Source organism: Parabacteroides sp. AF48-14 (assembly GCF_003477465.1).
GTDB classification, from domain to species: domain Bacteria; phylum Bacteroidota; class Bacteroidia; order Bacteroidales; family Tannerellaceae; genus Parabacteroides; species Parabacteroides acidifaciens.
The window spans coordinates 1-25,200 of record NZ_QUDI01000007.1; the positions used below are offsets into that span (position 1 = coordinate 1).

At 41.6% G+C, this 25,200-nt stretch carries 18 protein-coding genes; 14 read left to right on the forward strand and 4 right to left on the reverse strand.

Annotation, left to right across the window (positions count from 1 at the left end; all coding sequences use genetic code 11):
• Positions 1–101: 101 nt before the first annotated feature.
• From DW083_RS22075 to DW083_RS04605, 4 genes are all read right to left on the reverse strand, one after another.
• Entirely contained in the window at positions 102–320 is a 219-nt protein-coding gene (locus DW083_RS22075) for a hypothetical protein (RefSeq protein ID WP_158582088.1), read from the reverse strand.
• Positions 321–540: 220 nt separating this feature from the next.
• The gene (locus tag DW083_RS04595; protein WP_233551766.1) at positions 541–1,272 is read right to left on the reverse strand and encodes a FimB/Mfa2 family fimbrial subunit; all 732 of its coding nucleotides are present in this window, start codon (positions 1,270–1,272) and stop codon (positions 541–543) included.
• Positions 1,273–1,670: 398 nt separating this feature from the next.
• On the reverse strand, positions 1,671–2,021 hold the full coding sequence (locus tag DW083_RS22215) for a hypothetical protein (protein ID WP_199659143.1): 351 nt from the start codon (positions 2,019–2,021) through the stop codon (positions 1,671–1,673).
• A gap of 9 nt (positions 2,022–2,030) precedes the next feature.
• A complete protein-coding gene (locus DW083_RS04605; RefSeq protein WP_147382082.1) occupies positions 2,031–2,213 on the reverse strand; it encodes a hypothetical protein in 183 nt (60 codons plus the stop codon).
• A 1,246-nt stretch (positions 2,214–3,459) separates the two neighbouring features.
• Between DW083_RS04605 and DW083_RS04610 the strand changes: the two genes are divergently transcribed.
• The 14 genes from DW083_RS04610 (at position 3,460) to DW083_RS04680 (ending at position 25,200) form a co-directional block, all read left to right on the forward strand.
• On the forward strand, positions 3,460–5,490 hold the full coding sequence (locus DW083_RS04610; RefSeq protein WP_122331673.1) for a response regulator: 2,031 nt from the start codon (positions 3,460–3,462) through the stop codon (positions 5,488–5,490).
• Positions 5,491–5,602: 112 nt separating this feature from the next.
• Positions 5,603–8,089 carry a hypothetical protein gene (locus DW083_RS04615; protein WP_147382083.1) on the forward strand — a complete coding sequence of 829 codons (2,487 nt, stop codon included), beginning with the start codon at positions 5,603–5,605 and terminating at the stop codon, positions 8,087–8,089.
• The gene (locus DW083_RS04620; protein WP_122331596.1) at positions 8,082–10,016 is read left to right on the forward strand and encodes a hypothetical protein; all 1,935 of its coding nucleotides are present in this window, start codon (positions 8,082–8,084) and stop codon (positions 10,014–10,016) included. The genes DW083_RS04615 and DW083_RS04620 overlap by 8 nt, the downstream gene beginning before the upstream one ends.
• Positions 10,017–10,137: 121 nt before the next feature.
• Positions 10,138–10,992 (forward strand): hypothetical protein, encoded by an 855-nt coding sequence (locus DW083_RS04625; protein WP_147382084.1) that lies wholly within the window; start codon positions 10,138–10,140, stop codon positions 10,990–10,992.
• A 573-nt stretch (positions 10,993–11,565) separates the two neighbouring features.
• Entirely contained in the window at positions 11,566–12,756 is a 1,191-nt protein-coding gene (locus DW083_RS04630; RefSeq protein ID WP_122331598.1) for a fimbrial protein, read from the forward strand.
• 679 nt (positions 12,757–13,435) lie between these two features.
• Positions 13,436–14,800, forward strand: coding sequence for a fimbrial protein (locus DW083_RS04635; RefSeq protein WP_122331599.1), 1,365 nt, complete (start codon positions 13,436–13,438; stop codon positions 14,798–14,800).
• Positions 14,801–14,841: 41 nt separating this feature from the next.
• The gene (locus DW083_RS04640; RefSeq protein WP_122331600.1) at positions 14,842–15,795 is read left to right on the forward strand and encodes a FimB/Mfa2 family fimbrial subunit; all 954 of its coding nucleotides are present in this window, start codon (positions 14,842–14,844) and stop codon (positions 15,793–15,795) included.
• Between the two features lie 19 nt (positions 15,796–15,814).
• Positions 15,815–16,210 (forward strand): fimbrial protein, encoded by a 396-nt coding sequence (locus tag DW083_RS04645; RefSeq protein WP_122331601.1) that lies wholly within the window; start codon positions 15,815–15,817, stop codon positions 16,208–16,210.
• A gap of 6 nt (positions 16,211–16,216) precedes the next feature.
• Entirely contained in the window at positions 16,217–16,939 is a 723-nt protein-coding gene (locus tag DW083_RS04650) for a hypothetical protein (RefSeq protein WP_147382085.1), read from the forward strand.
• A gap of 47 nt (positions 16,940–16,986) precedes the next feature.
• Complete coding sequence (locus DW083_RS04655) at positions 16,987–18,288, forward strand: fimbrial protein (RefSeq protein WP_122331603.1); 1,302 nt, start codon at positions 16,987–16,989, stop codon at positions 18,286–18,288.
• A gap of 482 nt (positions 18,289–18,770) precedes the next feature.
• The gene (locus DW083_RS04665; protein ID WP_122331605.1) at positions 18,771–20,453 is read left to right on the forward strand and encodes an AAA family ATPase; all 1,683 of its coding nucleotides are present in this window, start codon (positions 18,771–18,773) and stop codon (positions 20,451–20,453) included.
• A 465-nt stretch (positions 20,454–20,918) separates the two neighbouring features.
• The gene (locus tag DW083_RS04670; RefSeq protein ID WP_122331606.1) at positions 20,919–21,986 is read left to right on the forward strand and encodes a hypothetical protein; all 1,068 of its coding nucleotides are present in this window, start codon (positions 20,919–20,921) and stop codon (positions 21,984–21,986) included.
• A gap of 20 nt (positions 21,987–22,006) precedes the next feature.
• Positions 22,007–24,079, forward strand: coding sequence for a fimbrial protein (locus DW083_RS04675; RefSeq protein WP_122331607.1), 2,073 nt, complete (start codon positions 22,007–22,009; stop codon positions 24,077–24,079).
• The gene (locus DW083_RS04680; protein ID WP_122331608.1) at positions 24,052–25,200 is read left to right on the forward strand and encodes a BACON domain-containing protein; all 1,149 of its coding nucleotides are present in this window, start codon (positions 24,052–24,054) and stop codon (positions 25,198–25,200) included. Before DW083_RS04675 ends, DW083_RS04680 begins: the two co-directional genes overlap by 28 nt.

Below are 25,200 nucleotides of genomic sequence, written 5' to 3' on the forward strand. Positions count from 1 at the left end.
GAATTTCGAAGAATATCTATATTCATCTTTTCTTCAACAGATAATTGAATACCCCCCTTATTTTACTAGTATTACAACACTTACTTCGATTAGCTTGACGGCTATGGCGCTTGACGCGGGATCGCATTAAAATCGACCGTATAAACAACTGATTGATAAGGTCTGTTCTTTTGCGGCCCCGCGTCAAGCGCGGGGACAAGGGTGTTTTGACACACCGCCACGGCTAAACCCGGATAATCTTCATTTGTTCTTTTGTCCTTCTGTCTAAGATTTACAGACAAGCTATTTATCTCTGTCTGGACGTTTACTTTTTGATTCATATATTATATCATGCGTTGTATTCGTGTCATGGTGATAGACGATCCTATCTTATCTTTTTATAATTTGCTGATTGTCTGAAATTTAGCAAATTTTGTAATGTGTGATACTATCAAAATGGGTGGTAGGGCTATCACGGAGAATCACATATTTACAAAAAAGTGGCGCACACTCGGAACAATCCGAATGTCGCCTATTGCATATAAAAAAATTGAGGGCAAATTATCCGACTGTAACATACTGAATAACAGTACCCCAGTCTGAAACGTCAACGCTGATATTATTGCGAGAAAGATCAAAAACGATATTTGTTTGTTCTCCTTCGTTTGCAGGCACATTTTCTGAATTTTTGACATTTTCGGAAGAAAGTACCATAACATCGTCTCTGTAAAGCTCTATAGTAACGTTATCGGTCGGTAAAATAGAGAATGTACCTGTAGTCAAATTCCCTTTTTCATTTAAAGTAGCCGGAATAATATATTCGATATCGCTACCTGTTAATTCTCCATTGCAATTGAAAGAACTTTTCGTTCTTTTTATTTTGTAGTAGTAATTTCCTTCTTTCGAATCGAAAACTTTGAAAACACCTTTTGTCAGGATAGACATGGAAGAAACCTTGCGTTCGATTTTTAATTCCTGTGCAGCAGCCTTCGTCGCTGAACGGTAAACGGTTACTTGTCCGTAGAACAGGTCGCTCGGCAGACTGTTTGCCACACCGTTGTTATTTTTTAAGCTTACTTGCAGGTCTGAGATGATATTAGCCTGGTTCATGTTGCTGATTTCTTCGCTGTCATTAGAAAGACCGGCCCAAGCGACAACAGTAATCTTCTTTGATCCCGGGCAGCTGATTTCAACCGGCTTTACCTGGAGCAGATAGTCTCTGTCGACTGTGATTTGTTTGTAGAAATCATCGTTTTCGTCGAAAAACGTACAGTGTAGTGCTCTTAACGTCACCTCTTGAAGTGATATCCTGATTTTCTGAATAAGCTTTGAGAATAACGGAGAAAGGAGCTTCAACGTTCAAAGGCACCTGGCTGTCTTCAACAGAATAAGAATCGCCATCGGCAGAACAACTAACAAAAGACAGGATTACGGACAATGTCCATATTGTGAAGAAACAATTTGTGAAAATTTTACCCTTTTTCATGACCCTAATTTTTTTATGCAATTTATAAACCCTATACTCTGCGAGAACTTTTCCCTCGGTTAAGACCCTCATCAAAACCTCTTGTTTCTCGTTGACAATGCAAATATATGGCAGTAAATCGAATCCTGCAATAGTTTTGCGTATAATAAATGTTAAACACATCAAAATAGTTGGAGAAAATATCAAATAAGGGGCTGAAAATCTCTCAAAAGGGTGTAAAACTATCATGTCTGCCCTTTGTGTTGATAGGAATGACTGTCTTTTGTGCATTGGTGAAAATGTCAATTGCGATAGTATAAATATCAAGGTACATGATTGTCTTTCGTTTTCTTTTGGTGAGTGGTGAAAGTATCACAATAGGTGGTGAACGTGTTGTCAGGGGCGTTTTCTGTGAGACTTTTGATGTTTGTCCTTTATGTTCTGTCTTTTTACGGTATGCAGTTGTATGGTATTTTTGTATCTGTGTGATTTGTCCAGGTAAGAGAGCTTCTCCAAGAAAAAGTGAGCTATCCTGTTCCCGCGCTCCGACGCGGGATCGCAAAATAGCCTGCCACATCCTAAATCATCATTTATAAGTTTTGATAAAGCCTGTTCCTCTGCGATCCCGCGTCGGAGCGCGGGAACGGGATAGTTTATATCTGGCAATTTCTGAATCTCCTGCCAATAAAAAAATTGACAATAACCCCCATTTCAGCCATTTTTCTATTTCATCCAAAATCTTGATCCATTTTGGATTGACTCTTTTCACGGTTTTCATCATCTTTGCTGACAGCAGACGAAGCGAGGTGCGCAGGCAATTTTAAAAACCGTGCAATTTGATTACCGAAAGACGGGAACGCCGTCAAAGTGATAAACCTTAACTCCCGGAGAATCGCCTGTAGCAAAATAAAACGGACGGCGTTTCAAATATCCCAAGGAAATTTTGGTGGTTTTTTTCAGTGAGGACGGTCGTTTTCCAAAAGAAGACGGTCGTCATCGCCATTACGACCGTCCTCATGGGTGATGCACTCGGCACCTCGCGAAGATTATGACGGTCGTAACGGCGAAGAGGACGGTCGCAATGGCAAAAAACTCCCGGAAAAGAGAAAAAAGCCCCTTTTTGACGTCCAAAAAGCAGATTAACATTTGTTTGCTTTCAATCCTCCTCTTAACCGAAAAAATACGTTTTTTACAATAAGTCCCCCCCCCTGGGGAGTTAAGAGTTGAAAGTTGAAAGTTAAGAGTTGAAGGTTGGGGGACACAAAAAAAAAGAACAGGCGGTATCGGCCATCCCAAGAGAAAGCGAAGCTTTCTAAGAAAGCCCTAAGTGGGCAGGCGTCAAGCGAAGGGTAAAGGCGAAGCGTCCGGAGCCTGCGCTGTTTGAGCGAAGCGAGTTTCGCAGGCGACAGCGTAGCTTTTGCCCGAAGTAGCCTGGCCGGTTAAGCCTTGATCTTGATATTTGTTGATCAAGCCAAAAGTAATATGCATTAAGGTACGCGTGCGTACCTTATATATAATAGTATCGTAAAGAACTGTGTATTCCGACAGGAAGAACCTATATAAAAAAGGTGGCGTACACGCGGAACAATCCGGATGTACGCCTATGCATATAAAAATTGAGGGTAAAATAATTTACATTCATGTTTAGTATTCAGACAACCTGCTTTGACCGGCTTCGCCAATCCTTTACTCTCCTTTTTTCAGCTAAGCCCTAATTCTAAACAGTTGTCTGCTATTTCTTTGCAAATGTAAAGCGAGTTTTCTTGTCCTACAATAAATCGTGCATAAAAGATGTTAAACAAATCAATAATGATTGTGATTGTATCATATGATTATTAAGGCTTGGGAAAACTGCCGCTTATTTAAAAACGCGAAAAGCCGTGATTCTCATGAATTTTTTTGAAATAAATAGTGTCAAAAGTGGTGAAAGGAGAATTTTTTTTGCCATCTTTGCAAGAGAATGTTGAGAATAAATTGTAGAGTTGTAGAAGGATAAATAATAAATGCATATAACCATGAATAAGAAATCTCTGTTCAGAAGGATGAGTGGAGTATTGTTGTGTACTCTCTTGAGTACTTCGGCAATCTTGGCAACCAATGAAAGCGGGCAATTTTTCGGAAGTGAAACATTAATAGTAGTGGTCATTTTACTGCTTTTTTTGCTCCCTTTGTTTTTTTACATGCGTAAACTGCATTCTAATATGAATGGCCGTTCGGACCAGATCATAAAAGAAAATTTCGCATTAGAGAACTCGAATAAGGAACTAACTGCTAAAAACGGGGATTTACTTTCCCGGAATGGCGCGCTCGAGGAACAGGTTTGCCGTCAGGAGGAGAAAATCCAGGCGTTGCGGACCCAGAATGATGAATTGGCAAAGGCTAATGGCGAATTAGTACGCAAAACGTCCGAACTTGAATCGACTGTCTCTACATTAAATAATAATAAGAAAGAGATGGAGCAACTCATCGTGACCAAGATCAAGGAAAACGATGCGATCCAGCGCGAGGCTGTCGAAAAACTTGCCGAAGCCGAAAACCGACTGAAAAATGCAGAGAGCATACACGATAATTTCTTTATAGAGACCATCTACGAAATGCGTACGCCGCTTTCGTTGGTGTTAGGTTCCTTAGCGCTCGTCGTGCAAAACGACGATCCGGACAAGGATATGTCCACCCAGCTACTCTCGGCCTACCGTAACACACTCGCCATGCAGGACTTGGCAGACCAGCTGATCGGCACGCGCCGTTCGAACGACGTCGCCAACTATCTGCGCATAGCCCGCTACGATATGGTCGATATCTCCCGCCAGATATGCGATATCTTCGTCGACTGGGTCGCCATGAACAATGTCGATTTCCGCATCAATACGCAGACACCCGCACTCTGGGTTTGGGTAGACCGCCGCAAGATCGAGTTCGCTCTCCGTATGTTGCTCTCGAATGCCTTTAAGAATACGTTCGCGTACGGTAAAGTGACGCTCGATATCTCTGTCGTCAAGGAAAACGGCAAAGCCTACTGTTCGCTTGTCGTGAAAGACGAAGGGCTGGACGAAGACGAAAGCGCACGCCGCGGCTTGAAGCAAATCATGGATATGGCAGACGCCATAGGCGGTTTTTATCGGCATGAGGCCGATAAAAACGGAACCTCTTATGCAGTCCTGGTTCCATTAGGCAAGCAGCATCTGCTGGATCGCCGCGTGGAATTTGTTGAGCCCGAAGCCGACTTGGTGAAGCTGAACGCCCGCCAGAAAGAAGATATTGCCGAACTGATCCAGGTGATCCCGCAAAAACAGGAGACAGGCAAGAAGCTGTTAGTGATCGACGACAGCGACCAGATCCGCTGGTTCCTGAAACACGTCTTCAGCAAAGAGTACCAGATTCTCGAAGCCCGCAACGGGCAGGATGGTGTGGATGTCGCCTTGGCGGAAGAGCCGGACCTGATCCTTTGCGACGTTATGATGCCGGTGAAAGACGGTTATGAGACCTGTCGCGAGATCAAGAGCGATCCGAAGATGGCGCAGACGCCTGTCGTGATGCTGACCGCCAAGGTGGAAAGCGAAGATGTCATTACCGGGATCGAAGCCGGTGCGGACGATTATATCACGAAACCTTTCGACGTCGAGATCCTGCGCAGCAAGATCAACAGCCTGATGAAGAAACGCGACGATATGAAGCGTTACTTCTCCCATACCACCTCCGCTTCGGAAGAAGACAACGCGCTGCCGACCAATCCGTTTATGGATGCCGTCGTCAAGAATATCGAGAAACACCTCGACGATTCGACTTTCGAGGCAAAGATACTTGCAGACTCACTGAATATGAGTTTGCCGACTTTGTATCGTAAGATCAAGCAATATTCCGACTTGAGTATCCTGGAACTGACACGTAACATACGCCTGAAAAAAGCGGCCGAGTTGCTTGCCACTCAACAATATTCCGTACAGGAAGTCGCTGAAATGGTAGGATTTAACGATACCGCCACCTTCCGTAAACGTTTCACGGAGCAATACGGCGTAACACCGTCGCAATACGGGGTGCCGGCTTGAGGTAAGTTGAATATGTTGTATATAATTAACATTAATTAATTGGATAAAGATGCTACGTATACCTTATATAATTGCTAATTTTGACAATCAATTAGTGTAGCATGAGTTAAATATGTCAAACATACGATCGGTTAAGGCGTTGGACGCCTTGCTTGAGGACTGGTTTACGAATTTGAGGGCGATGATGCCTGATAGTTTGTTAGTTGCAATAGCCCGAAAGAGTCCGCGGCTTTATGAATATTGTAAGGCTAGATGGGGTGTTAAATCTCATCAGCCTTTTTCTGTTGTTTCCGAGCATGCCCTTCCTTTTTTATTTGGATCTGATTTTGAGAAGTATAGTCAAGTCCGTGTAGTAGATGAGGCTATCTATAACGGTACGACCTTCGAACGGATTTATAATATTCTGCGGACCGGTTTCTCAATGGTCGGACGTCCCGCAAGCGGAATATTGGATGCTTATCCTATCGTTGTTTCTTCTTCATATAAGAATGACGCATTGCCGCTTCATTCGGTAGCTGTGGTTTCAGAAGAAGAGATTCCTTTTTATATTGACCGTATTATCATGAATTTTCATTCGCTTGGAAAACCATACGACGTAGAATTCCCGTTATTTTATGTTGACTTGGATGAACACACTGATGTCTCGAAGACTGTATCCTCCTTGGCTGAGGGTATGGGGGAAATGCATAAAGATGAACATGTATGTCATTATAAAGTAAGCCATTGGGATGTTGAGAGCGGAATGGATTACGAAGGTTGGACTGTCGCATCGGAGAACTACAGCGTTGTTCTGGATCCGATTATTCGTAAGTATTACGATATGCTGCATCCTGAATTCTGGAAATTGCGGATTTATCAGAAAGACCAGCGTCTTTGTATTGCCTGTTTCGCCCCTTATACGATCCCTGAGCCTTATTTAGAAGTCCTGGAGCAAGATCATTTCCTCTTTTTCCCACAGACAACTCTTTTGGGAGAAGTTTGGGAAATACTATATGGTGCGATGTATTTCGGGAAGCCGCAAGTCGAAAATCTGGATTTTGGCAGTGAATACCTTTACCATTGTAAAAGGACATTAGTGATAACGTTGAATTACCTCCTATCATTTGCTGCATTTATGCAAGTAACGGAAGAACTGGAAACTTTGTTGGCAAAAAACGGACAAAAGGCAGTCTGGCAACTCGATATGCAAGATTTGACTTATTTGTTCGGTCCGGATCTGGCCAGCCGTGTTTTGCCATTGTTGCAGGAATGCCTGAGACGGCGCGACAGTGAGCCTCGTAAATTGATACAACCCAGGATCATCCATTCTTCTCTGCTTCCAAATCTGTTCAAAGATGCATACGAGGATCAGAATAATGAAGATTTTAAACGTTGTGAGACTATTTCTGAGATGGTTTCCTGCAATTTTAGTAATCTCTCCCGTTTGGTAGAGCATCGTAGCCGTTTGGTATATACCGGGATCGACCGATTGCGCTATGGTGAGAGTTTTACCACGCTGTTTAATAAGTTTACCATGTATCCCGTAAAAGATACCGATCGTTTGAAAGCCTTGCATCAGGCTCTGGACAAGCGTATCGATGAAGGAAGCGTGGTGCCCGGATATGTGCTGGATTCCAGCCAGGCGAGTGCGCCTTTCATTCGTATGTTCCGTTCTGGTGAAAATGAAGATCGTTTACGTGATCAGCTTTTTCGTACGGTTTTATTTCTTGTAAAGAAAGTATGCGAGTTTAGCAATACAACAAAGGTGAGTCGTCAGACATTGCAATATATATTTCATTTATTGTTAGTCAATCCATTACATTTTCGTCCATTTAGTCGTATTTGCGGGATTACTTATTTAGCTTGTTTTGATGCGAAGTCAGGAGATTACAGTGTCTGTTTTAGATACGAAGACGGTGATGAGCCATGTGATTTGTTGGACTATGCAGTTCGTTTTAACGTTTTGAAGGAAGAAGATTATTTCTATTCCGTTGTACAGAACGATTTTACATCTTCGTTTAGCACCTGCACCCAGCTCGACTTGGAAGGAGAGAATCGGTTGGTCGATTATTGTCGGGCAGCCGTGTTTGTCAGTGCCCATCTGATGGGATATGACTTGGCAAACTGGCAGAAATGGTATGCTTTGCAAGGTTCCTATAGCACGTCGATCCACCAGTTAGGTGAATGGGCGGATCAGAATCTGGACAGGTTCTTTACGAATGATGGAGAGTGCGATGTCCATGAGTTGATGGATTCATTTACATCAGATTTTAGCTCGTTACCCTTCTTGTTTCCGACGGGAAGAGAAGAATTGCAGGAAGAATACGACCGCAATCACGCTCATGCGGAGGGAGATCAGTTCGTCTTGCGCATTTTGCCGGATTTTACTCAAGATGATGAAGTTGTACGTTTATATCGGATAGTCTATGGCTTCTATCTGGTAATTAGTTTGTTAATGATACATTATGAGAATGCGGAAATACAAAAAGAGGAAAATGTATCCTGGATCATGGAGGAACTAAAGAAGGTGACCGGTTCCATAGGGAAGCTGCCTGAATGGAATAACCCTAATTTTATTTCTGAAACCCATTTGTTCCTAAAATCTATATTTCATGTTTAGTTGGAGTGAGATATTGACAAATATAAATGTTTCCTTATGGGAAAAAGAAGAGAACGTAGACCCAACCCAATTAAAAAGTGCGCGAGCTATATCCTCCTATCTGCTTCAACTTCAGAATCCGGAGGTTGACTTTAAGGATGTACTTAGCTTCAGGACTTTTAAAACTTTTACGGAACGGTCAGACCTGACACGGGTGGAAGACAACAGTATGCCGGAAAATACCCGTGGAAAGGGAGTGCGCGATTTGCGTTTTCTAAATCTCGATATCAATGCTTTTCGTAAATTTCCTTCCGGCCATCCTTTTTCGGTACCGTTCAGTGTGGAAAAAAGCAAGCCCTGCAGTTTGGTTTTAGTCGGACGTAATTCGGTTGGGAAAAGTTCGCTTTACGATGCGATGGAGTATGTCTTTACGGGTCAGGTAAGCGAAGCAGGCCTGCGTGGGCAGGAACGTCCTTCTTTTATTCGCCACGGTGATGACCTGGCTATCCCGGAAGTTCGCATCAGTACGGTTTCCGGTGAGTTTCGTTCTTATGAGCAGGTGAAAAAATTCTCCTTCTCGTTGAACAGTTGTTTTTGTTCGGAAGCGGATATTATAGAAGTCGGGAATGTCGCTTCGTCGGACAAGTATCTCGATGGAGTCAATCTTTTTGCAAGTAGTTTTGGTTTTTCTCCTTTGATCGAGATTAAAGAATCCTTGCGGAAATATTTGAATACCAACTGGAATTACATCGCAGACAACCATGCTAAATGGGAAAAAGAACTCTCGGAAAAGGAAAAACTGGTAGCGGAAGCCGAGAAACGGGAATTGACCCTGAAGGATCTTAGCACATCCTGGCAGAATATGGAAAAATATAATAAAGGAATGGAGGATTTATTGAACCAATATTCCGATGAAATCACCGGAATGAAGAATTCTTCTTCTTTTTCTGCTGAAAAGTTGTCCCAGCTGATCGAGGAGTTGTTCGGCGACTTGTCGGATTTTCTTAAACCCCTTGGATTTACTCTGGTTTTGACTGAAATCAATGATTTAAAAAATAAATTGAAAGCCAGGATCCTTTTGCCGGACCGCCATCCTGCACAGTTTCCGCTGTTAGAAGGGAATGAAGACGTTGCGTATAGGGAAGAAAAAAACAAGGAGCTTCTGATACAGCTGGATAACTATCTGCATCGTCTGTCGTTCATGTATTTTTTCCAGCAAATGATTACCCAACTTGAGGAAGTCGCTGTTTCACAAAGCAGGCTCAAGGAAGAAATCAAGCAGTTAAAAGATGATATATTGCGGTACCAGTTATTTTTAGGAGCCGAACATTACCTGGCTACATTGGATAAGGAATTGCAATCCGTCATGTCAGGTTTACGCGGCGATATCCAGCCTTTCGTCGAAAAGATTATGGAGCTTTTTACGGGAGGGGCTAAGAACACCGAAAAAATCAAGATTGATGAAAACTGGAAAATCAGTGTCTTTTATGAAGAGAATTTGGGGAATGTAGAAAAGCCGGTTACTGTAGAGATCTCGCCGATGAAGTTTTACAATACTTTCCGGTATAAGCTGTTTTGTATGATGTTGCGGATCTCGACAGCCGTGTGTATGATGAAGACACACCGTTTCCTTTTTCCTATTATCCTGGATGATCTCTTTTACGCCAGTGATTTTTATAACCGGCGTTTGATAAAGCAGTTTATCGAAAGTTTTGTCAGCATATCAGAACAAATATTAGGTAAGAACCATTTGCAGTTGATTTGTTTTACGCATGATGAAATTGTTTTCACTGCCATATATGAAGCCGTACGCGGAAAAAGAAAAATCGGTAGTTTCCTGTTTGGGCGGCTGCATGATTATCGTTCGGTGGAGAAAAACGAAAAGGGAAAATATCAATTGTATGTTCCGTTGTGTTTGGACAATTCAAAGAAAGGGAGGGGCGAATAATGACGTATGTAAAGAATATAAAGAAAATAAGCTGGTTTATTATAGGAACTGCCTCGGTTTCATTATTATAATGTTATTCACTTTTTCCCTGTTTAGGACTGCGAATGCTCGGGTTGCTAATATGTATCAGAGTACGCTCGACTCGACACGGATTCAGACGAACCGTTGCGATTCGGTCTGCCACTTGATGTTGGTCGCAAATGACAAAGTCGTGGGGATGGCTGCAGATTCTGTTGCTTTCAGGGAAGCCGAGGCTTCTTTGAAAGAGCAGACGATTCGCATGCAGTATCGTTTTACACAGATATTAGCCGATTTGAGGTTGGAATTCAGCAATCAGTTAGGCTCTTTGAATGGCTGGCTTTCCCTTTGGATCGCTTTTTTGGCGACAATCGGGGCGCTTCTTCCGATTTTTATGAGTTTTATTGTTCGCGAGGAATATAAGAAAGAATTGAATAGCCTGAAGGCCGAGAAAGAACAGGAGAAGGCTCTCCTGTTGAATAACAGGCTGATGAGTGTTGCCAATGCAATTGAAACATTGATTTATGACGATTGTACCCCCCTTAACACCTCTTATCCGTTACGCGTGTTTGACGTATTACTGGTAAGGGCGATCGAACTTTTAGAGGAATTTCGCCGCTCTGTCGATAAAACGGCTGAAAAATCTTTTTTGTTACCGAGTGCTTTGTCTGTTATTGCGGGTGTAAAACATATTTTTCGGCAGGTTACAGTTTTGCTGGCAAGCGAAACCCGTATTTACAGGCTGGAAGCACGTGTGGAAGATTTGAATGATTCGCTGAATAAGCATCTGGATCGGTTAATGGAATATTATGATTTTGATAATGACCGGTTTAATGCGGGCAAAGAGAAAGAAATAGGGAACGCTATCGGGCGAATGGCAGACGAATGTATTTTGATAATGAACGATCTGCGAGCTTTACTCCGGAGTGAGAAAGAGGAACAGGAAAAGTGGATTTGAATCATTTGTGTGATATTTTTTCATTTAGTGGTTAAAAATATCATGTTGATATGTATATCTATTAAACTGATTTTTATATATTTGCATCGTCTATCCGCTATGTGCATGATTGAGGGAAAATTGAGAAGCGAAAAAACACAAAGCGATTGTTGAAGTGGATGGCATGAGGGATTGATTAACAGCATATATGAGGGAATTAAGTATGAGGGTAAAATTGGAGGGAAGAAACTACATCCTTCCCGAAATTCTATCAAAATTAGATGTAAATAAATCAAAATTCGGTTTTATAGACGTACCGCTTAAATTTGAGAGGTATGCCCCTAACTTGTCTTTACTTTTTCATCCATCTTTGCAATATCGCAAGACAACAACCCGAGACGTTGAGTAAGTGATAAAGATGATGTTATATATACTATACATTATTAACGATAAAAATTAATTAGCCGATGGGAAGGATAGGACAACGAGCAAAAGCACAAAGTCGTTCCAGACAACTCAGTAAGCTATAGGGTAAGATAAATAATAACTAATTTATAAATAAAGAATTTTATTAACTTTTTAATTTTGAAGAATATGAAACTAAGAAATTTTATGTATGCGACTATGATCGCTTGTGCGTTCGCTTCTTGTTCAAAAGACGACGTTGTAGGTCCTGACGGTCCTGATACTGCTAAAGGGGATGCAGATTTTACAATTCAAGTAGATGCGAACAATTTGGTTACTAAAGCGGCATTGCCAACAGACTACAAACTTGGTACTGGAGAAGGACAAAGTTATACTCTTGATGGCGAAGCTTCGATTAAGAATATTACATTAGTAGTTTTTGATAAGGATGGAAAATACTTAGCTCATGCAGCATCTTCTACTGCAGAAACAAAAGAACTTAAAATTGCAGGTTTAGTGCCACAGCAGATTCAGTTTATTGTATTTGCAAACATGAGTATTTCAAATATTCCGACCTTATCGGCTTCAGATTTGACCGGTACAAATGTTACTTTAACGGCTGATTATTTTGATGTTGCAAATGATGGACTTCCTATGAGTAGTCAACTTGTTACGAATAAAACTTTGGCTTCAGGTAATAATTATTATGGATATACTACTGAAGAGTCTCAAGATGGTACTAATTTGTCAACAACACCATTACCTTTGAACAGAAATGTAGCTCGTGTTGAAATTGCAGATGTTTTCTTGGATATGGCACAGAGTGACTATGTTTCAGGTTCTGCTACATTCCAATTTACAGGTGTTAAAATTAATAATGCTGCAAACAAAGTAAAAATTAGTGGTGTAGATACTGGTGCAGGTCATGTGTCTTATAATGCAAGTGATTATAGTTTTTATGGTGATTTCTCAAATGCTATTGAGGCAGTTTCTCAAAATTCATTTACTTCTGAAACAAGTCCTATTAGTGCAAAGCCGATAAAAGCTTATTACTATGTGTTGGCAAATACACAAATTAGTGCAGCAGATGGTGCAGCGACTACTTTAGTAGTTGAAGGTAAGTTCTCTTTGAGCGGAGCTAAGATGGCAGGTTCTGATCAAGTGTATGACTTAGCATCAGCAGATGCTACATATCCTATTGTAGTTGGTGTTACAGGTATGGGAACTCCGGTTAATATTGAAAATAACAAAGTGTATCGTATTACTTTATATGTAGCAGGTCCTGGTAAAACTGGTACAGGCGGTGATAGAGCTAATTTCTTTGTTAAGTGTGCTGTTGCAGACTGGACAGCTGTTAATCAGAGTGCAGTTATCAAATAATCATTTTCAAACAAATTAATAAAGTGCTTCCCATTCCGGGGAGCACTTTTTGTCATTTAATATTCAAATGAATATTCTTGATCTTGTATTTACGAACTTTCACAACGAATCAGCATGTTATTTTCACAAAACATATTGCTTAAAATTACGCAAGTAAGCATAAAAGTGAAGGAACACCCGGATGATCAAGTCGGTCACACCCGGATGTCAGTGGTCTGAACATGGGGGTGTAGAAACAGTTGTACACCCCCATGTTGGGCACTTTTTGCTACTATGGCTTTGGTTTTCAGTCGTATGGTTGTGCAGATTGAGTGCAGATCTTTGAAAAGTTTTGTAAGAAGACAAGAGTATGATAGATAGATGATAGAAGAATGATAGTTAAAAAGGGTGACTATCATGCTTTTAATCCTTGATAGATAGTAAGATAGTCCGTCTTATGATAGTATGACAGTAGAAAGTGAATAAAGCATGTGTCCTCCCCCTTAACTTTCATCTTTCAACTTTCATCTTTCACCCGAAAAGAGGGTGTATATCGCACCATACGGGCTAAAACTCTCACTTTTACAGTTTGATAGATTCGTCTATAAACAACGAGAGTACTACCTATCTTTTTCACATTATTTATCTCTATCTTTGTATTGTGATTATTTAAAAGGTAAAACAAAATAATATCTATATTATGAAACTGAAAAGTTGCTTATTATTAACATTGATGGTTTGTGCGATGTTTGCCTGCTCGGATAGCGATGATCCGGCTGTGGAACAGCCAAAGACACCGGTTGTTGCTGATGCAACGATGGCTATGTCGGTACAAACGAAGGATAGGGTAATTACTAAGGCTACAAAAGCTGCTAATGCGCAAGATTGGTCTAAGGGAGACGATGTGATTAAAACATTGACGGTTGTAGTCTTTAATAAGGGCGCTTATACGGCTAATGGATATAACGCTGGTGATGTGGTTGCCTCTTTTTCCGGAAGTGTTACTCAAAATGCTGATGGAATTGCAAGTCTGTCGGGAGAAGGTCTTCTTTCCGGGGATGTCGAGATGTTGCTGATTGCAAACCTGGAATCGGAAGTAGTTGGCACAATTAGTGGATATGTCACTCAAAATAAAGGGACCGGACATTATAATAAATCTGATGTTTTAGCTTTGACAACAGATCTTAAGAATGAAGTGAATGTTCAGAGTTCAACTGATAAAGGCCTTACCATGAGTAAGCTGATTGCTGTGACGTTGCAACCGGGTGATAATTATGTAGGTTGGAATTCAAATAAACAAGTGGTTGTTCAGGCTACGGATACAGATTTGACAGGAATCGAGCTTGTTCGTACTGTTGCCTATGTCGAATTAAAGCAAATAACTTTGCAATTGCCGGAAGAATATGGAACTGCCCGTCTGTTTGTAGACAGCGTGTTTATTGCAAATGCAAAAGGTGGTTCTTATATAGATGAAAATGACAATGGATATTGTGAAGCATCAGGTGCTTCTTATTATATCGGCTCTGAAGGTTGGAAAGATGCTACCGGAACTTATAAAACTGCAGCTGCCACAAATCTTCCCCGTTTAGGAACAGTGATTCGTTCTGAAAAACAACCTCCTCTTTTGGAAGTATCAGAAACTGCTAAAGAAAATACTATTACAGATATGTTTGCTTGTGGCGGTACTCCATTTTATGTGTACGAGAATTGGAAAACATCTGAAAATAATACATTGCTTATCGTCGAAGGTGATTTCTATTATTCAAATCAAGAAGGAGCATCGGCTGTTGCTAAAGATAAAGCAGCTACAGAAGCAAGTGAATTGTGGATAAAAGTCCCTAAGCGTTATTTTACTGTAATCGTAAATGATGCGGACTTTAGGGGGGCAAACGATAACAATCCCGGTTATGAACACGTTAAGCGTAATACGAAATATATTGTTAGCCTGACAATAGCCGGAACCGGATCACCTGATCCTTTCACTCCGGCCGCATTTGCTCACGTAGCCGCACAGGTGGAAGTTGCTGCTTGGAATGTAATCAACATCGAACAACCGGTAGATTAATTAAGAAATAGGGTAATAATAAGATATAAAAATAAATTATTATGAAACATATAGCAATAATAAAGCAGTCTCTTATACTGGTAGCCGGTTTGCTTGCTGCGCTGTTGACCAGTTGTATCAAGGATGATCTGGCTGAATGTTACAAACTGACGTTGAAGGTGGAACGTGTGATTGAGGACGGACCTATCGATATTACAGCTTTGGGCGAGGTTTCGGATGCTACCTTGTACATCTTCGATGCAAACAAGAACTTCCTGGAATCACGTAAGGTGGATAAAGAGTTTATCACATCAAGAAAAGAAATTACACTGGATAACTATCCGGATAATACCAAGTTGTATATTGTAGCCTGGGGTAACTTGGAAGGTGGAAACCAGAATGTCACCCAACCTAAAAACATGGATGACCTGAAGGTTCAGTTGAAGAGCGCCAATGGATATGCACAGTCACCCGACAGTTTGTACTACGGTTCAAAAGAAGTTACTACTTTGGGTAGTGGAGTTACCGGAGGAAACGGCGAAGTTATTATTCGTCAGAAAACTGGAACTTATACGATTAAGACACTTGGTCTGTCGAATGGTTTGAAAGCTTATGGACTGAAAAGTGCATCTGACTTTGATTTTTATATTAATCAGACATTGGATACTTACGATAACTCCGGAAAGCTGGCTGGCGATAGTGTTGCCTATAATCCGGAAGGACAATACGACACTGCACAAGAATGGTTGACTACAGGGGTGATTGATGATAATGAATATGGAGGAAAACAAAATTCATTTGCCGGTGAAAATTTGGGTATCCGGATTACCAGTGCGGATGGAAAAATCGATAAGACAATTTATGAAGCTGAAGATGACAAGGGAGTGATTAAACCTTTTGAAATACCGGAAGCAGGACGTTTGAATGTACTATTTGTTTTTGGTGAAGATGGGACTATTTCAGCCCGTATGCAAATCACTCGCTGGGGTGTAGTGGATGATGATATCGAATTTTAATCTCTAAAGAAGTAAAGATATGAAACTAAGAAATATAATAGCAATCGGTTTATCATTAGCCGCTTTGGTGAGTTGTTCGAAAGACAGCGAGCCTGTAAATGTGAAGGACCTGAAGGATGCCAAAGTAAATATCTCTTTGAAGCCTTCTGTTCCGGGATCGGGCTTGAAAGCTGGTGGAGATGAGTATGCTTTGGAAGGTGAGACGAATATAAATAGTATAACAGTCCTTTCTTTCTCGGCGGATGGTTCGCAGATTCTGGTTGATCCATATTGGACAGAGGGTATGTCGACTTCCAGTGATGATGTAACAACTGTCTTGAACGTCCCGACCAAGGCAACCAATGCTTTGATCGCTATTCTTGCCAATGTTCCGGCAAATGCATTTAGTGGAGTAACCACCTATGCTGCATTCTAGGATCGTTTGGCACAGTTGGCTGACCAATCTCAAACGAATCTGGCCATGAGTGCCCAGGTGATTGCTGCTGATGCAGCTTTAACGGATGGAGATAACTATATCGGATATACTTCACAAACGAATATCAACAATCTCAATACTCCATTAGAGTTAACCCGTCTTGCTGCCCGTGTAGAATTGGCCGGTGCTACGACGAATTTCGATGCGAAAGCATCTTTGAGAGGACGTACTGTTCGGATTAATAGTATCTATCTTGCCAATCAGAAAACCGCTTCCCGCTTTGCCAGTACGGCTTACTGGGGTGCAGTGATGGCAGACGGAAATCTGGCAAACGGTTCGCCTGCAACTTTAGGACAGAATCTGCCTATATCTGGAACGCCTTTCCGCCAGTATGTAATGGAGAATGCAGACGAGAACAATCCGACGCAGGTTGTGATCAATGCTACTCTTCTGGCTTCCAATGGCTACCAGGCTGAAACAAAAGCATTCGCCGCTACAATCAATGAAAACGGAACAATTGTAAGAGGAGAGGCTCACAAATATGTGAAACGTAACTACATCTACCGTTTGAATATCTCATTCGGTCCAAACAGTTTCACGGGTATTACAGAAGATGAACCGACACCTCCGGGTCCAGGTCCTGATCCCGAACCGTCAACCGGTAACCTGAATGTTCAGGTGGAAGTAATAGGTTGGGGACCTATAAACCAAGAAGTCATTATTAAATAGTTTAGGGTAAAATAAATAAAAGTATAAACGATTAAAAATATAAACTGATGAAACTACGGAATATTTTTTTAGCAAGTTTGGCAGTTTGCACGATGGCAAGCTGTTCAAAAGATGAAACGATAGACTATTCCCAAATGGGTCCGGTGGATGCTTATGTATCTTTTGGGGTGACTGCAGCTTTGCAGACAAAAGCAACAGATCCTGGAACAGGGAATGAAGGTAAAGTAAAAAAATTAACAGCTCTGATCTATAAAGGAGAGGGTGATGCTGCAACTTTTGCTGCTTCTAAAACAGAAGAACTTACAGCAGAGGATATTGCCGCTGGTAAAACAATTACAGAGATCAAGCATATAACAGTAAAGGTTACTCCTAATGCTGATGGAACATCTTCCAATGATGTATTTACTGCTGTCTTTTTGGGTAACTGCGAATTGAATGGAGGTTCTGCACCTGCTACTTTAGGTGCTTTGAAAGAGACTGTCTTGACGAAAAAGGCAACTGCATATACTATCGGTACTTATCTTCCAATGGTTAGTAAAACAATTAAAATAGAAGGACTAAAACCGACTATTATCAAAAATGATAATGGTACAACTTATTGGGAAAACTGGGTTAAAGATGCTGGAGGAGTAGTGTCAACTGAGGCTGTTAGCGATGAAGCACAAACTGCGCCTACTCCACCAGCCTATAAACAAGATGATCATGTTCTTCTGACCCGCTTGATTTCAAGAGTAGAGGTAGAATCTGTAACATTAAGTATAACGGAATATCCGAATGCTACGATTGAACTGACCGGGATTGCTTTGGCGAATGTTAAAAATGAATCAACATTTGTAGGTGGCTATGGTAGTTATGTGAAAGGTTATGAATCTGCTAAATATGAAGCTTCACAATATTGGATTGATCCGGCGTGTAAGGGTAAAACTGATAATTCTTTCTTAGTTTCTTATGGTGGTGATAACTATAAAACGACAGGTTTAGTAGAGAAAAAGATCTCATTTAAAGATAATAAATTTCAAAAGTACATCTTTTCAAATGTTCCGAGAACTACAACAGAAGTAAAAGAAGAGCATAAAGATGGTATCTATGAAACAGGTGTTATCCTTATTGTTAATTTTACAAATGCGGCAGGTGAGTCCTCGACAAGACATCTGCGTGTTCTTTTGAAAGATAACACACCAACTAGTGTTCCTGAAGTTTTGAAGAACAATATATATAAATTGAATATCACCATTACGGGTGAAGGTTCTCCTAACGAAGACGAAATTCTATTGAACACTCATGTAGCAGCAACTATTGAAGTTGCTCCTTGGAATGTAATCGAACAGACTGAAGACGATGCTAATTAATTGATTAAAATACTACCTATAAAAAGGCAATCTGCGATGCAGGTTGCCTTTTTTTATGCGGTAAGGTCTGGTTCTATTCTCTTGATATATTGTTTTTGAATTGTGTGGAAGGGTAAATGATGATTTATCGGTGCGTTTGCTCGTATTTACCGGACGCAGACGGGCGCAGATAACGCAGAGGAACGCAGACTTATTTTCTTTTAAAACAATAAATGATCTGCGTTCGTCTGCGTTATCTGCGAAATCTGCGTCCGGTAATACAAACATAGCGACGCACCGATAAATCATCATTTACAGGTTCACTTCTGTCAAATTGTGAAACTCTCTCCCCTAATCCGTTGTCCATTCATTAATAATGCCACATGATACATACGGTTCAGCCCGCTGTGCAGGTTTGACCAAAAACGCAATAATGCGGTTCTGATCGGTAGGGAATGAAGTAATAATTCCTATATTTGTAAGCACGATAAAAGCAGCGACGTATGGACCGGAAAAAGTTACCGATAGGCATCAGCGATTATAAGAAGCTGATAGAGGAAGATTATTATTATGTGGATAAGACCGACTTTATCCGCCAGATCATAGAAGAAGGCAGTTTGATCACGCTTCTTCCGCGTCCGCGTCGTTTCGGTAAGACGCTGAACCTCTCGACGCTCCGCTATTTCTTCGAGAGGACGGAAGGCAACGTCTATCGTCCGTTGTTCGAGGGTAAAAGCATCGAACAGTGGAAAGACTTCGACCGCTATCAAGGAAAATATCCGGTGATATTGGTCACGCTGAAGGATTGCAAAGCGGATAGTTTCGACCAATTTTTGATGATGTTCGGGCAGGAGTTACAAAATGAATTCCTCCGGCATAAGTACTTATTGGAAGATCCGCGTACCGAACCCGTATATATCCATGACTTCAATGCTATCATAGAAAAACAGGCAACAGAGGTGCAGTTGCAAAACTCGCTGCTTATGTTGTCGACTATGTTAACGACCCATTGGGGCATGCCGCCCCTCGTGCTGCTCGACGAGTATGACACCCCGATCCATGTCGCTTTCGACAAAGGGTATTACGATCGTATGATCGGTTTTATGCGCAACTTTATGAGCCTGGTGTTCAAAGATAATACGGATATCTTTCGCGGCGTTATCACCGGTATCCTGCGGGTCAGCAAGGAATCAATCTTCAGCGGATTGAATAATATAGCTGTGTTTTCATTGTTGGACCGCCCGGTGTGTACATCCTTTGGCTTCACGCAGGAAGAGACGAATACCCTGTTAAATGATTATTCATTAGGAGACGGGGCTGATTCGGTAAAACAATGGTATGATGGTTATTTATTCGGAGGATTGACGGTCTATAATCCCTGGTCTGTGCTCAATTATATCATGTATGATGGCGTCTTAGCTCCTTACTGGGTAAATACCGGTTCTGACGTCTTGTTGCGTCACCTGCTTGCCGACGGTCCGTCGCAGATACGCATGGGAGTGGAGTCGCTGATACAGGGTGAACCTATCCGCAGTGTGATAAACGACAAGTTAGCGTTCCCTGATTTGCTGGCTAAACCCTCTAATATCTGGTCGTTCATGCTTTTCAGCGGCTATCTGAAGGCCACAGACCCGGTGTTGAACAATGATGATCTGATCGAATATGAGTTGCAGATACCCAACCGTGAAGTGAAAACCGTCTACCGTACGATCATCCAGAGTTGGATAGACGGAGGCCCGGTGAAGAACGACCGCCTGGAGCTGATGTTGCAAGCATTGAAGGAAAACAATATGCCGATCTTCCAGCGTACGTTGAACGATTTTGTCGTCAATACGCTCTCTTATTACGATACGAGCGGCCGTGAGCCGGAGAAGGTCTACCAGGCTTTCCTGTTAGGTATGCTTGTCAGCAGCGGCGCTTATGAAGTGAGCAGCAACCGCGAATCGGGGCTTGGTCGTTATGATATCCTGCTCCGTCCGCGCGACTTGAGCCGGCAGGGTGTGATCATGGAGTTGAAGCTTTATGATCCGATGTACGACGAATCTGTCGAAAGTGTATTGGACTCCGCCCTTCGGCAGATTGAAGACAAACAGTATGCCGCCACGCTCCGGGCAGCCGGAGTCACCGATATCCTCAAAATGGCTATCACCTTCGACGGCAAGCGCGTCTGGGTTAAGATGGCCTGAAGAATAATCTGATTATTTCCTTTCCCCCCGTACCTGTACGATAGTAGATGCACGGTTCGTTACGCAACATTCCAGCCGGGTGTTGCGTCGCCTTTGATGTGTCTATTTGTAACTTTATTTCTTTGTCAAGAATGATAAAAATGGATAATTAGAGTACTGAATATACCTTAAATGTACTATATTTGAGTGGTATTTATTGCGTGTAATTGCTTGCACGCTTTGAAAAACAACCTAATATAATTCAATTTGTAAAAAGTGGGCAATGAATTTGTAAATTCTTGTCATACAGTAGTTGAGAAGTTGAAAAGCATCTGTTTTAAGGTGTTTCTATCGTATTTTAAGGGCGCATCTATCAATTTAATACATTGGTATTTTCACCTATTAATCTTGACATTCTCACCTATCGCATAATCTTAATATTCACCCTACTTTTGCAATGTAAGTTAAACGAAAAAATATTAGGTTATGAAACTGAAGAATATATTATCGATTATTTGCTGCTTAGTTGCAATGGCATCTTGCTCTATGGAAGACGATATGATGGGAAATAGTGATTCCGGACAATTGACAAAAGACACTTATTTATCAGTAAAGGTGGCTACGGCGGATGTAATTACAAAAGCTGGTGAGTCTCATCCTGCTGGTGAAGCTACTTATGGCTCTGTAAATAACTGTTACTACTTTATTTTAGATGGTAATGGTGAGGTACTTAATCGCCGGTATGTTGATTCTACTCCTTCTTCAATCAATTTCCTTGTAAAAATGAACCAGGGGGTATCTATTTTAGCTGTTGTCAACTGTGATGATTTGAAGAACGAGTTGGATACAAAGGCTGATAAAGCAGGTATCATGAACGTTGTAAGTTCGGATGCAGGCAAAATGGTGAAAGTGGGTGAAGAATCGATTTCCTGGACTGGCATAACCGGTTCTCCTTCGACAGCTCCGACTACGGAATCAACCGTAAACGTTTCTATTCTGGTCAAAGAAATAACCGCATTAGTCAGTTTTGATGGTTTTTATGTAAGATATAAGGATAATATTTACGACACGAAAGTTCGTTTAACCGCAATTACACTTTCTAATTTGAAAGGCTCTGTCACTTTGGGTGGCACGGAAGGCGCTCTTTCCGGGACAAAAGATATCCTTACTAATGGATATCTTATCCCGGTAGCCCTTAAAAATGAAGCAACAATCAATAATTATAAAGATGAGTCATCCAAACTTGACGCTCAGGGACTGGAAACGGCTTCTACGATTGAAAACTTGCGTACAAGTGTTTTTCCGAATGCGACAGGCGATGATCATCTGACAATGACACTGACATTTACAGTGAACGGAAGAGTCGATACTCGTACTTATGTAATTAATCCACTAAGAGATACAAATACAACCGGACATAATTACGTGCAGGCTGGTTACTGGTATAAAATGAATGTGATCCTTAATATTACCGCTGCCGGTATCGAGTCTCTTGAAGTTGTTCCTTGGAACGAAGTTTTGATTGGTGGAACTAATGGGGTAGAATTTAAATAATAAGAAAAAATTAATCAGGTATGAAGAAGTATATCAATTTATTGCTCTTGTGTCTATTGGCTTTTTCGTCTTGCGTGGATGAAGATATCGTATCGAAAGGGAAAAGCGGAGAGGAAGTCGCAGTTAATCTGAACCTGTACTTACCTAATCCGACACAGGTTGCCACTCGTGCTATCACTTCGGCAGAAGAGGCAAAAGTGGAAGTGCTGAAGATATTGGTTTTCGACAGTCAAGGCTATTATGTGCCGGAGAGTTCAATTTCTTCCGTGAAGGTTAGCGATACTGAACAGCAGGCGGATGATAATGGGGGCGCCCATATTTCTAAAAAGATTTCGATGCGGACAACCAGTGAAAGCGTGTCGATTGTGGTTTTGGCGAATGTAGTCAATGAAGGTGAGACGAATGATGGTACGTTGACAACGATTCCGACGATCCAAACAAGCGATACGAAAAACGCTTATCTGAAACGTTTGGCTTATACGGTCAATAGTAAATGGAATGCTACCAGCAAGGATAATTACCGTCGTTTCCCAATGTGGGGCGAATATAGTGGGGCGATTACAACTGTGCCGATCGAAGTGGACTTGTTGAGGGCTTTGGCTCGTATCAATGTCACTTTCTCGGAAAGTGCAAGCAGCAAGTTTACCATGTCGTCCATACAAGTCAATAATTCGTTGAACAATGGTTTGATTGTGCCAACTTCGTCATTGGTAAACAATAATGTAACAGTTCCGACCTTACCGGATTCTCCAAATATGAATACATCGTTGGTCTATGATGGAGATGCTGTAAGCAACAATACCTGTGTGAATGAAATATATATTCCGGAAGCAGCCAAATCGGTATCTTCCTCTTCTTATGATGGAGTTTATCTGACTATCAGAGGACAGATTGGCGGTGTGGACAAAATGTATCGTGTCTATATGACCGCAACCGGTAAGGCAGACGGAGAAGCCTTAAATATTCTTCGTAACCATACCTATAAGATAAATGTAACAAGCGTCGGTACCGGCGAAAATGACCTGGTCGTTTCCATTGAAGAGATGAGTGATGTCTATATGCGTTCTCCGTATGAACAAAATACGTTGACAGTAAGCTCAAATCTGTTCTACTTCAATCCGAACCAGAAAGATCCGGCTAATTTGCATATTACGACAACATGGTCAAGCTGGACTATTGTAGACGAGAACTTGGATGGTTTTGAATTGGAGCAGATTGATGGTAATACGGTTGCCATTAAGCCAACAAACTTTAATAAGCTGGCAGCCGGCTCTTTTTATATTCAATCCGGACAATTGAAGAAGAAGATTTTGGTGAAGATCGACCCGGATGAAACGGCTAACTGTTATATTCGAGGTGAATCGGGAACCTATCCGTTGAATGTAAGCGTGAAAGGGAATGGCCGTGACGGTATGATTGCAGATGGAGTACAATTAGTTCCGGAAGAAAGTTTGAAGCTACGTCCGGTAAGGATTGGAATTATTTGGGAGACATCGGAGGAGCTGGTTCGTCTGGAGAATGGGAATGGTATATATGATCAGATAAGCATTCCGGTTAATCCGGATAATAGCTTTAGCGGTGTTGTTAATTACCATGTCGACATAACGAAAACATCTGGAGGGAAAGGGGGAAATGCCTTGATTGGTGCTTTCAACCAAAATAACGAGTGTATCTGGTCCTGGCACATCTGGGTAGTGCCCGAGTTTGACGGAGGCAATGGATTAGTAAATGTACGGACTGAAAACTGGAAGGGTAATTCCAAAGAATACACCTTTATAGATCGTTATCTTGGTGCCCTGTCGAGCAAGCCGGGGGACGACGCCTTAGGCCTCTTGTATCAGTGGGGACGTAAGGATCCGTTTATCGGTGCCAATGGCGCACAGAATCCAACAAGGCGGGTAACCTATAATTACCAGCCTGCTGGTCAGGGAACAAGAATATACACTTGGGGAGTTACGGGAACTACCTCTTTGGAACAGTCCATTAAGTATCCGACTGATTTGTTGAAGACCGGATTATGTAATGTGGAAACAAACGGAACTTATTTCTGGGGAACGCCTCGGGAATGGAAAAGTTTAATGGTGCTGCTGTAAACGAGGGGAATAAGACGATTTATGACCCATGTCCTGTTGGATATCGTGTACCGCCGTTATTGGCTTATTTGTTCCATAATGATGACAATTATAAAAATAACTACAATGGAAATAATACCTATATACCGTCAGGTAACGACTATAACAGTAGTGCAAGTCATTATGGTTTCTGGATCAACTATACGAGTAATACCCGACCTTCAGCTACCAATACGACGACTTCTGTCGCCAACAGTACTTGGTTCCCGTTAGGTGGTATGTACGATCCCGGTTCGTGGGCAGAGGGCGAGGATGTCGATTATCCGTTATCGAATGTCGATGGCTATAGTTCATTAAAGGTGAACAGTATAGTTTGGACAAATACTCCGATTAAGTATGGAGCGGGTGGTGAAGCTTTCAGACCTGGTGCTATGTTCCTGCATGGGACAGAGCCCAACAATACGGCAAATGGACGCCACTTGCATAAATTTATTGAGACACAATATACTTATCTTTATGCCAAGACCCAGTTTGCGGGTTCTGTACGTTGTGTGAAGATTCAGGAAGCCCAGGATTTTGGAGAATTGAATGAATTTCCAGCAGAAGTGTCTTTAAAAGCACCGAACGGTTCTACAAAATCGGCAACGATTAAAGTTATTAATGAAACCTGGGAAGTCATTAATCCGGGGGCACCTTGGTTCTATTTGGATAAGTATTCCGGAAATCCGGATGCCGGTGCCGGGCAAAACATCCTCTTTACGGCATCAGAAGAAAATACAGGAGCAGAGCGTGAAGCAACACTTGTGATTCGGACATCAAAAGGAAATACGTATCCGATTAAGGTCATTCAACGTGCAATAGGATATACCGGATTTTCTGTAGATAAATTGTCTGTGGAATTGGCACGCGGAACTGGCCAAGCCAGCTCCCGGAGTACGACTGTTACAATAACAAATTTGGAAAATTTGTCTTGGACTGCGTCTAGTGCACAGAATTGGCTTTCTACGTCGATAAATGGTAATATACTTACTATAACAGCTGATAGAAATAATGGTAACAATGCTACTGTTCGATATGGAACAGTCACTGTAAGACCGGAAGGATTGGAGCCGATTGAAATATCTGTAAAACAAAATAATTAA

Bases quoted from the DNA above. Each gene is read 5' to 3' on its own strand.
- DW083_RS22075 (WP_158582088.1), bottom strand. From the start codon at position 320: ATGAATCAAAAAGTAAACGTCCAGACAGAGATAAATAGCTTGTCTGTA.
- DW083_RS22215 (WP_199659143.1), bottom strand. From the start codon at position 2,021: ATGTGGCAGGCTATTTTGCGATCCCGCGTCGGAGCGCGGGAACAGGAT.
- DW083_RS04610 (WP_122331673.1), top strand. From the start codon at position 3,460: ATGAATAAGAAATCTCTGTTCAGAAGGATGAGTGGAGTATTGTTGTGT.
- DW083_RS04615 (WP_147382083.1), top strand. From the start codon at position 5,603: ATGTCAAACATACGATCGGTTAAGGCGTTGGACGCCTTGCTTGAGGAC.
- DW083_RS04620 (WP_122331596.1), top strand. From the start codon at position 8,082: ATGTTTAGTTGGAGTGAGATATTGACAAATATAAATGTTTCCTTATGG.
- DW083_RS04625 (WP_147382084.1), top strand. From the start codon at position 10,138: ATGTATCAGAGTACGCTCGACTCGACACGGATTCAGACGAACCGTTGC.
- DW083_RS04630 (WP_122331598.1), top strand. From the start codon at position 11,566: ATGAAACTAAGAAATTTTATGTATGCGACTATGATCGCTTGTGCGTTC.
- DW083_RS04635 (WP_122331599.1), top strand. From the start codon at position 13,436: ATGAAACTGAAAAGTTGCTTATTATTAACATTGATGGTTTGTGCGATG.
- DW083_RS04640 (WP_122331600.1), top strand. From the start codon at position 14,842: ATGAAACATATAGCAATAATAAAGCAGTCTCTTATACTGGTAGCCGGT.
- DW083_RS04645 (WP_122331601.1), top strand. From the start codon at position 15,815: ATGAAACTAAGAAATATAATAGCAATCGGTTTATCATTAGCCGCTTTG.
- DW083_RS04655 (WP_122331603.1), top strand. From the start codon at position 16,987: ATGAAACTACGGAATATTTTTTTAGCAAGTTTGGCAGTTTGCACGATG.
- DW083_RS04665 (WP_122331605.1), top strand. From the start codon at position 18,771: ATGGACCGGAAAAAGTTACCGATAGGCATCAGCGATTATAAGAAGCTG.
- DW083_RS04670 (WP_122331606.1), top strand. From the start codon at position 20,919: ATGAAACTGAAGAATATATTATCGATTATTTGCTGCTTAGTTGCAATG.
- DW083_RS04675 (WP_122331607.1), top strand. From the start codon at position 22,007: ATGAAGAAGTATATCAATTTATTGCTCTTGTGTCTATTGGCTTTTTCG.
- DW083_RS04680 (WP_122331608.1), top strand. From the start codon at position 24,052: ATGGAAAAGTTTAATGGTGCTGCTGTAAACGAGGGGAATAAGACGATT.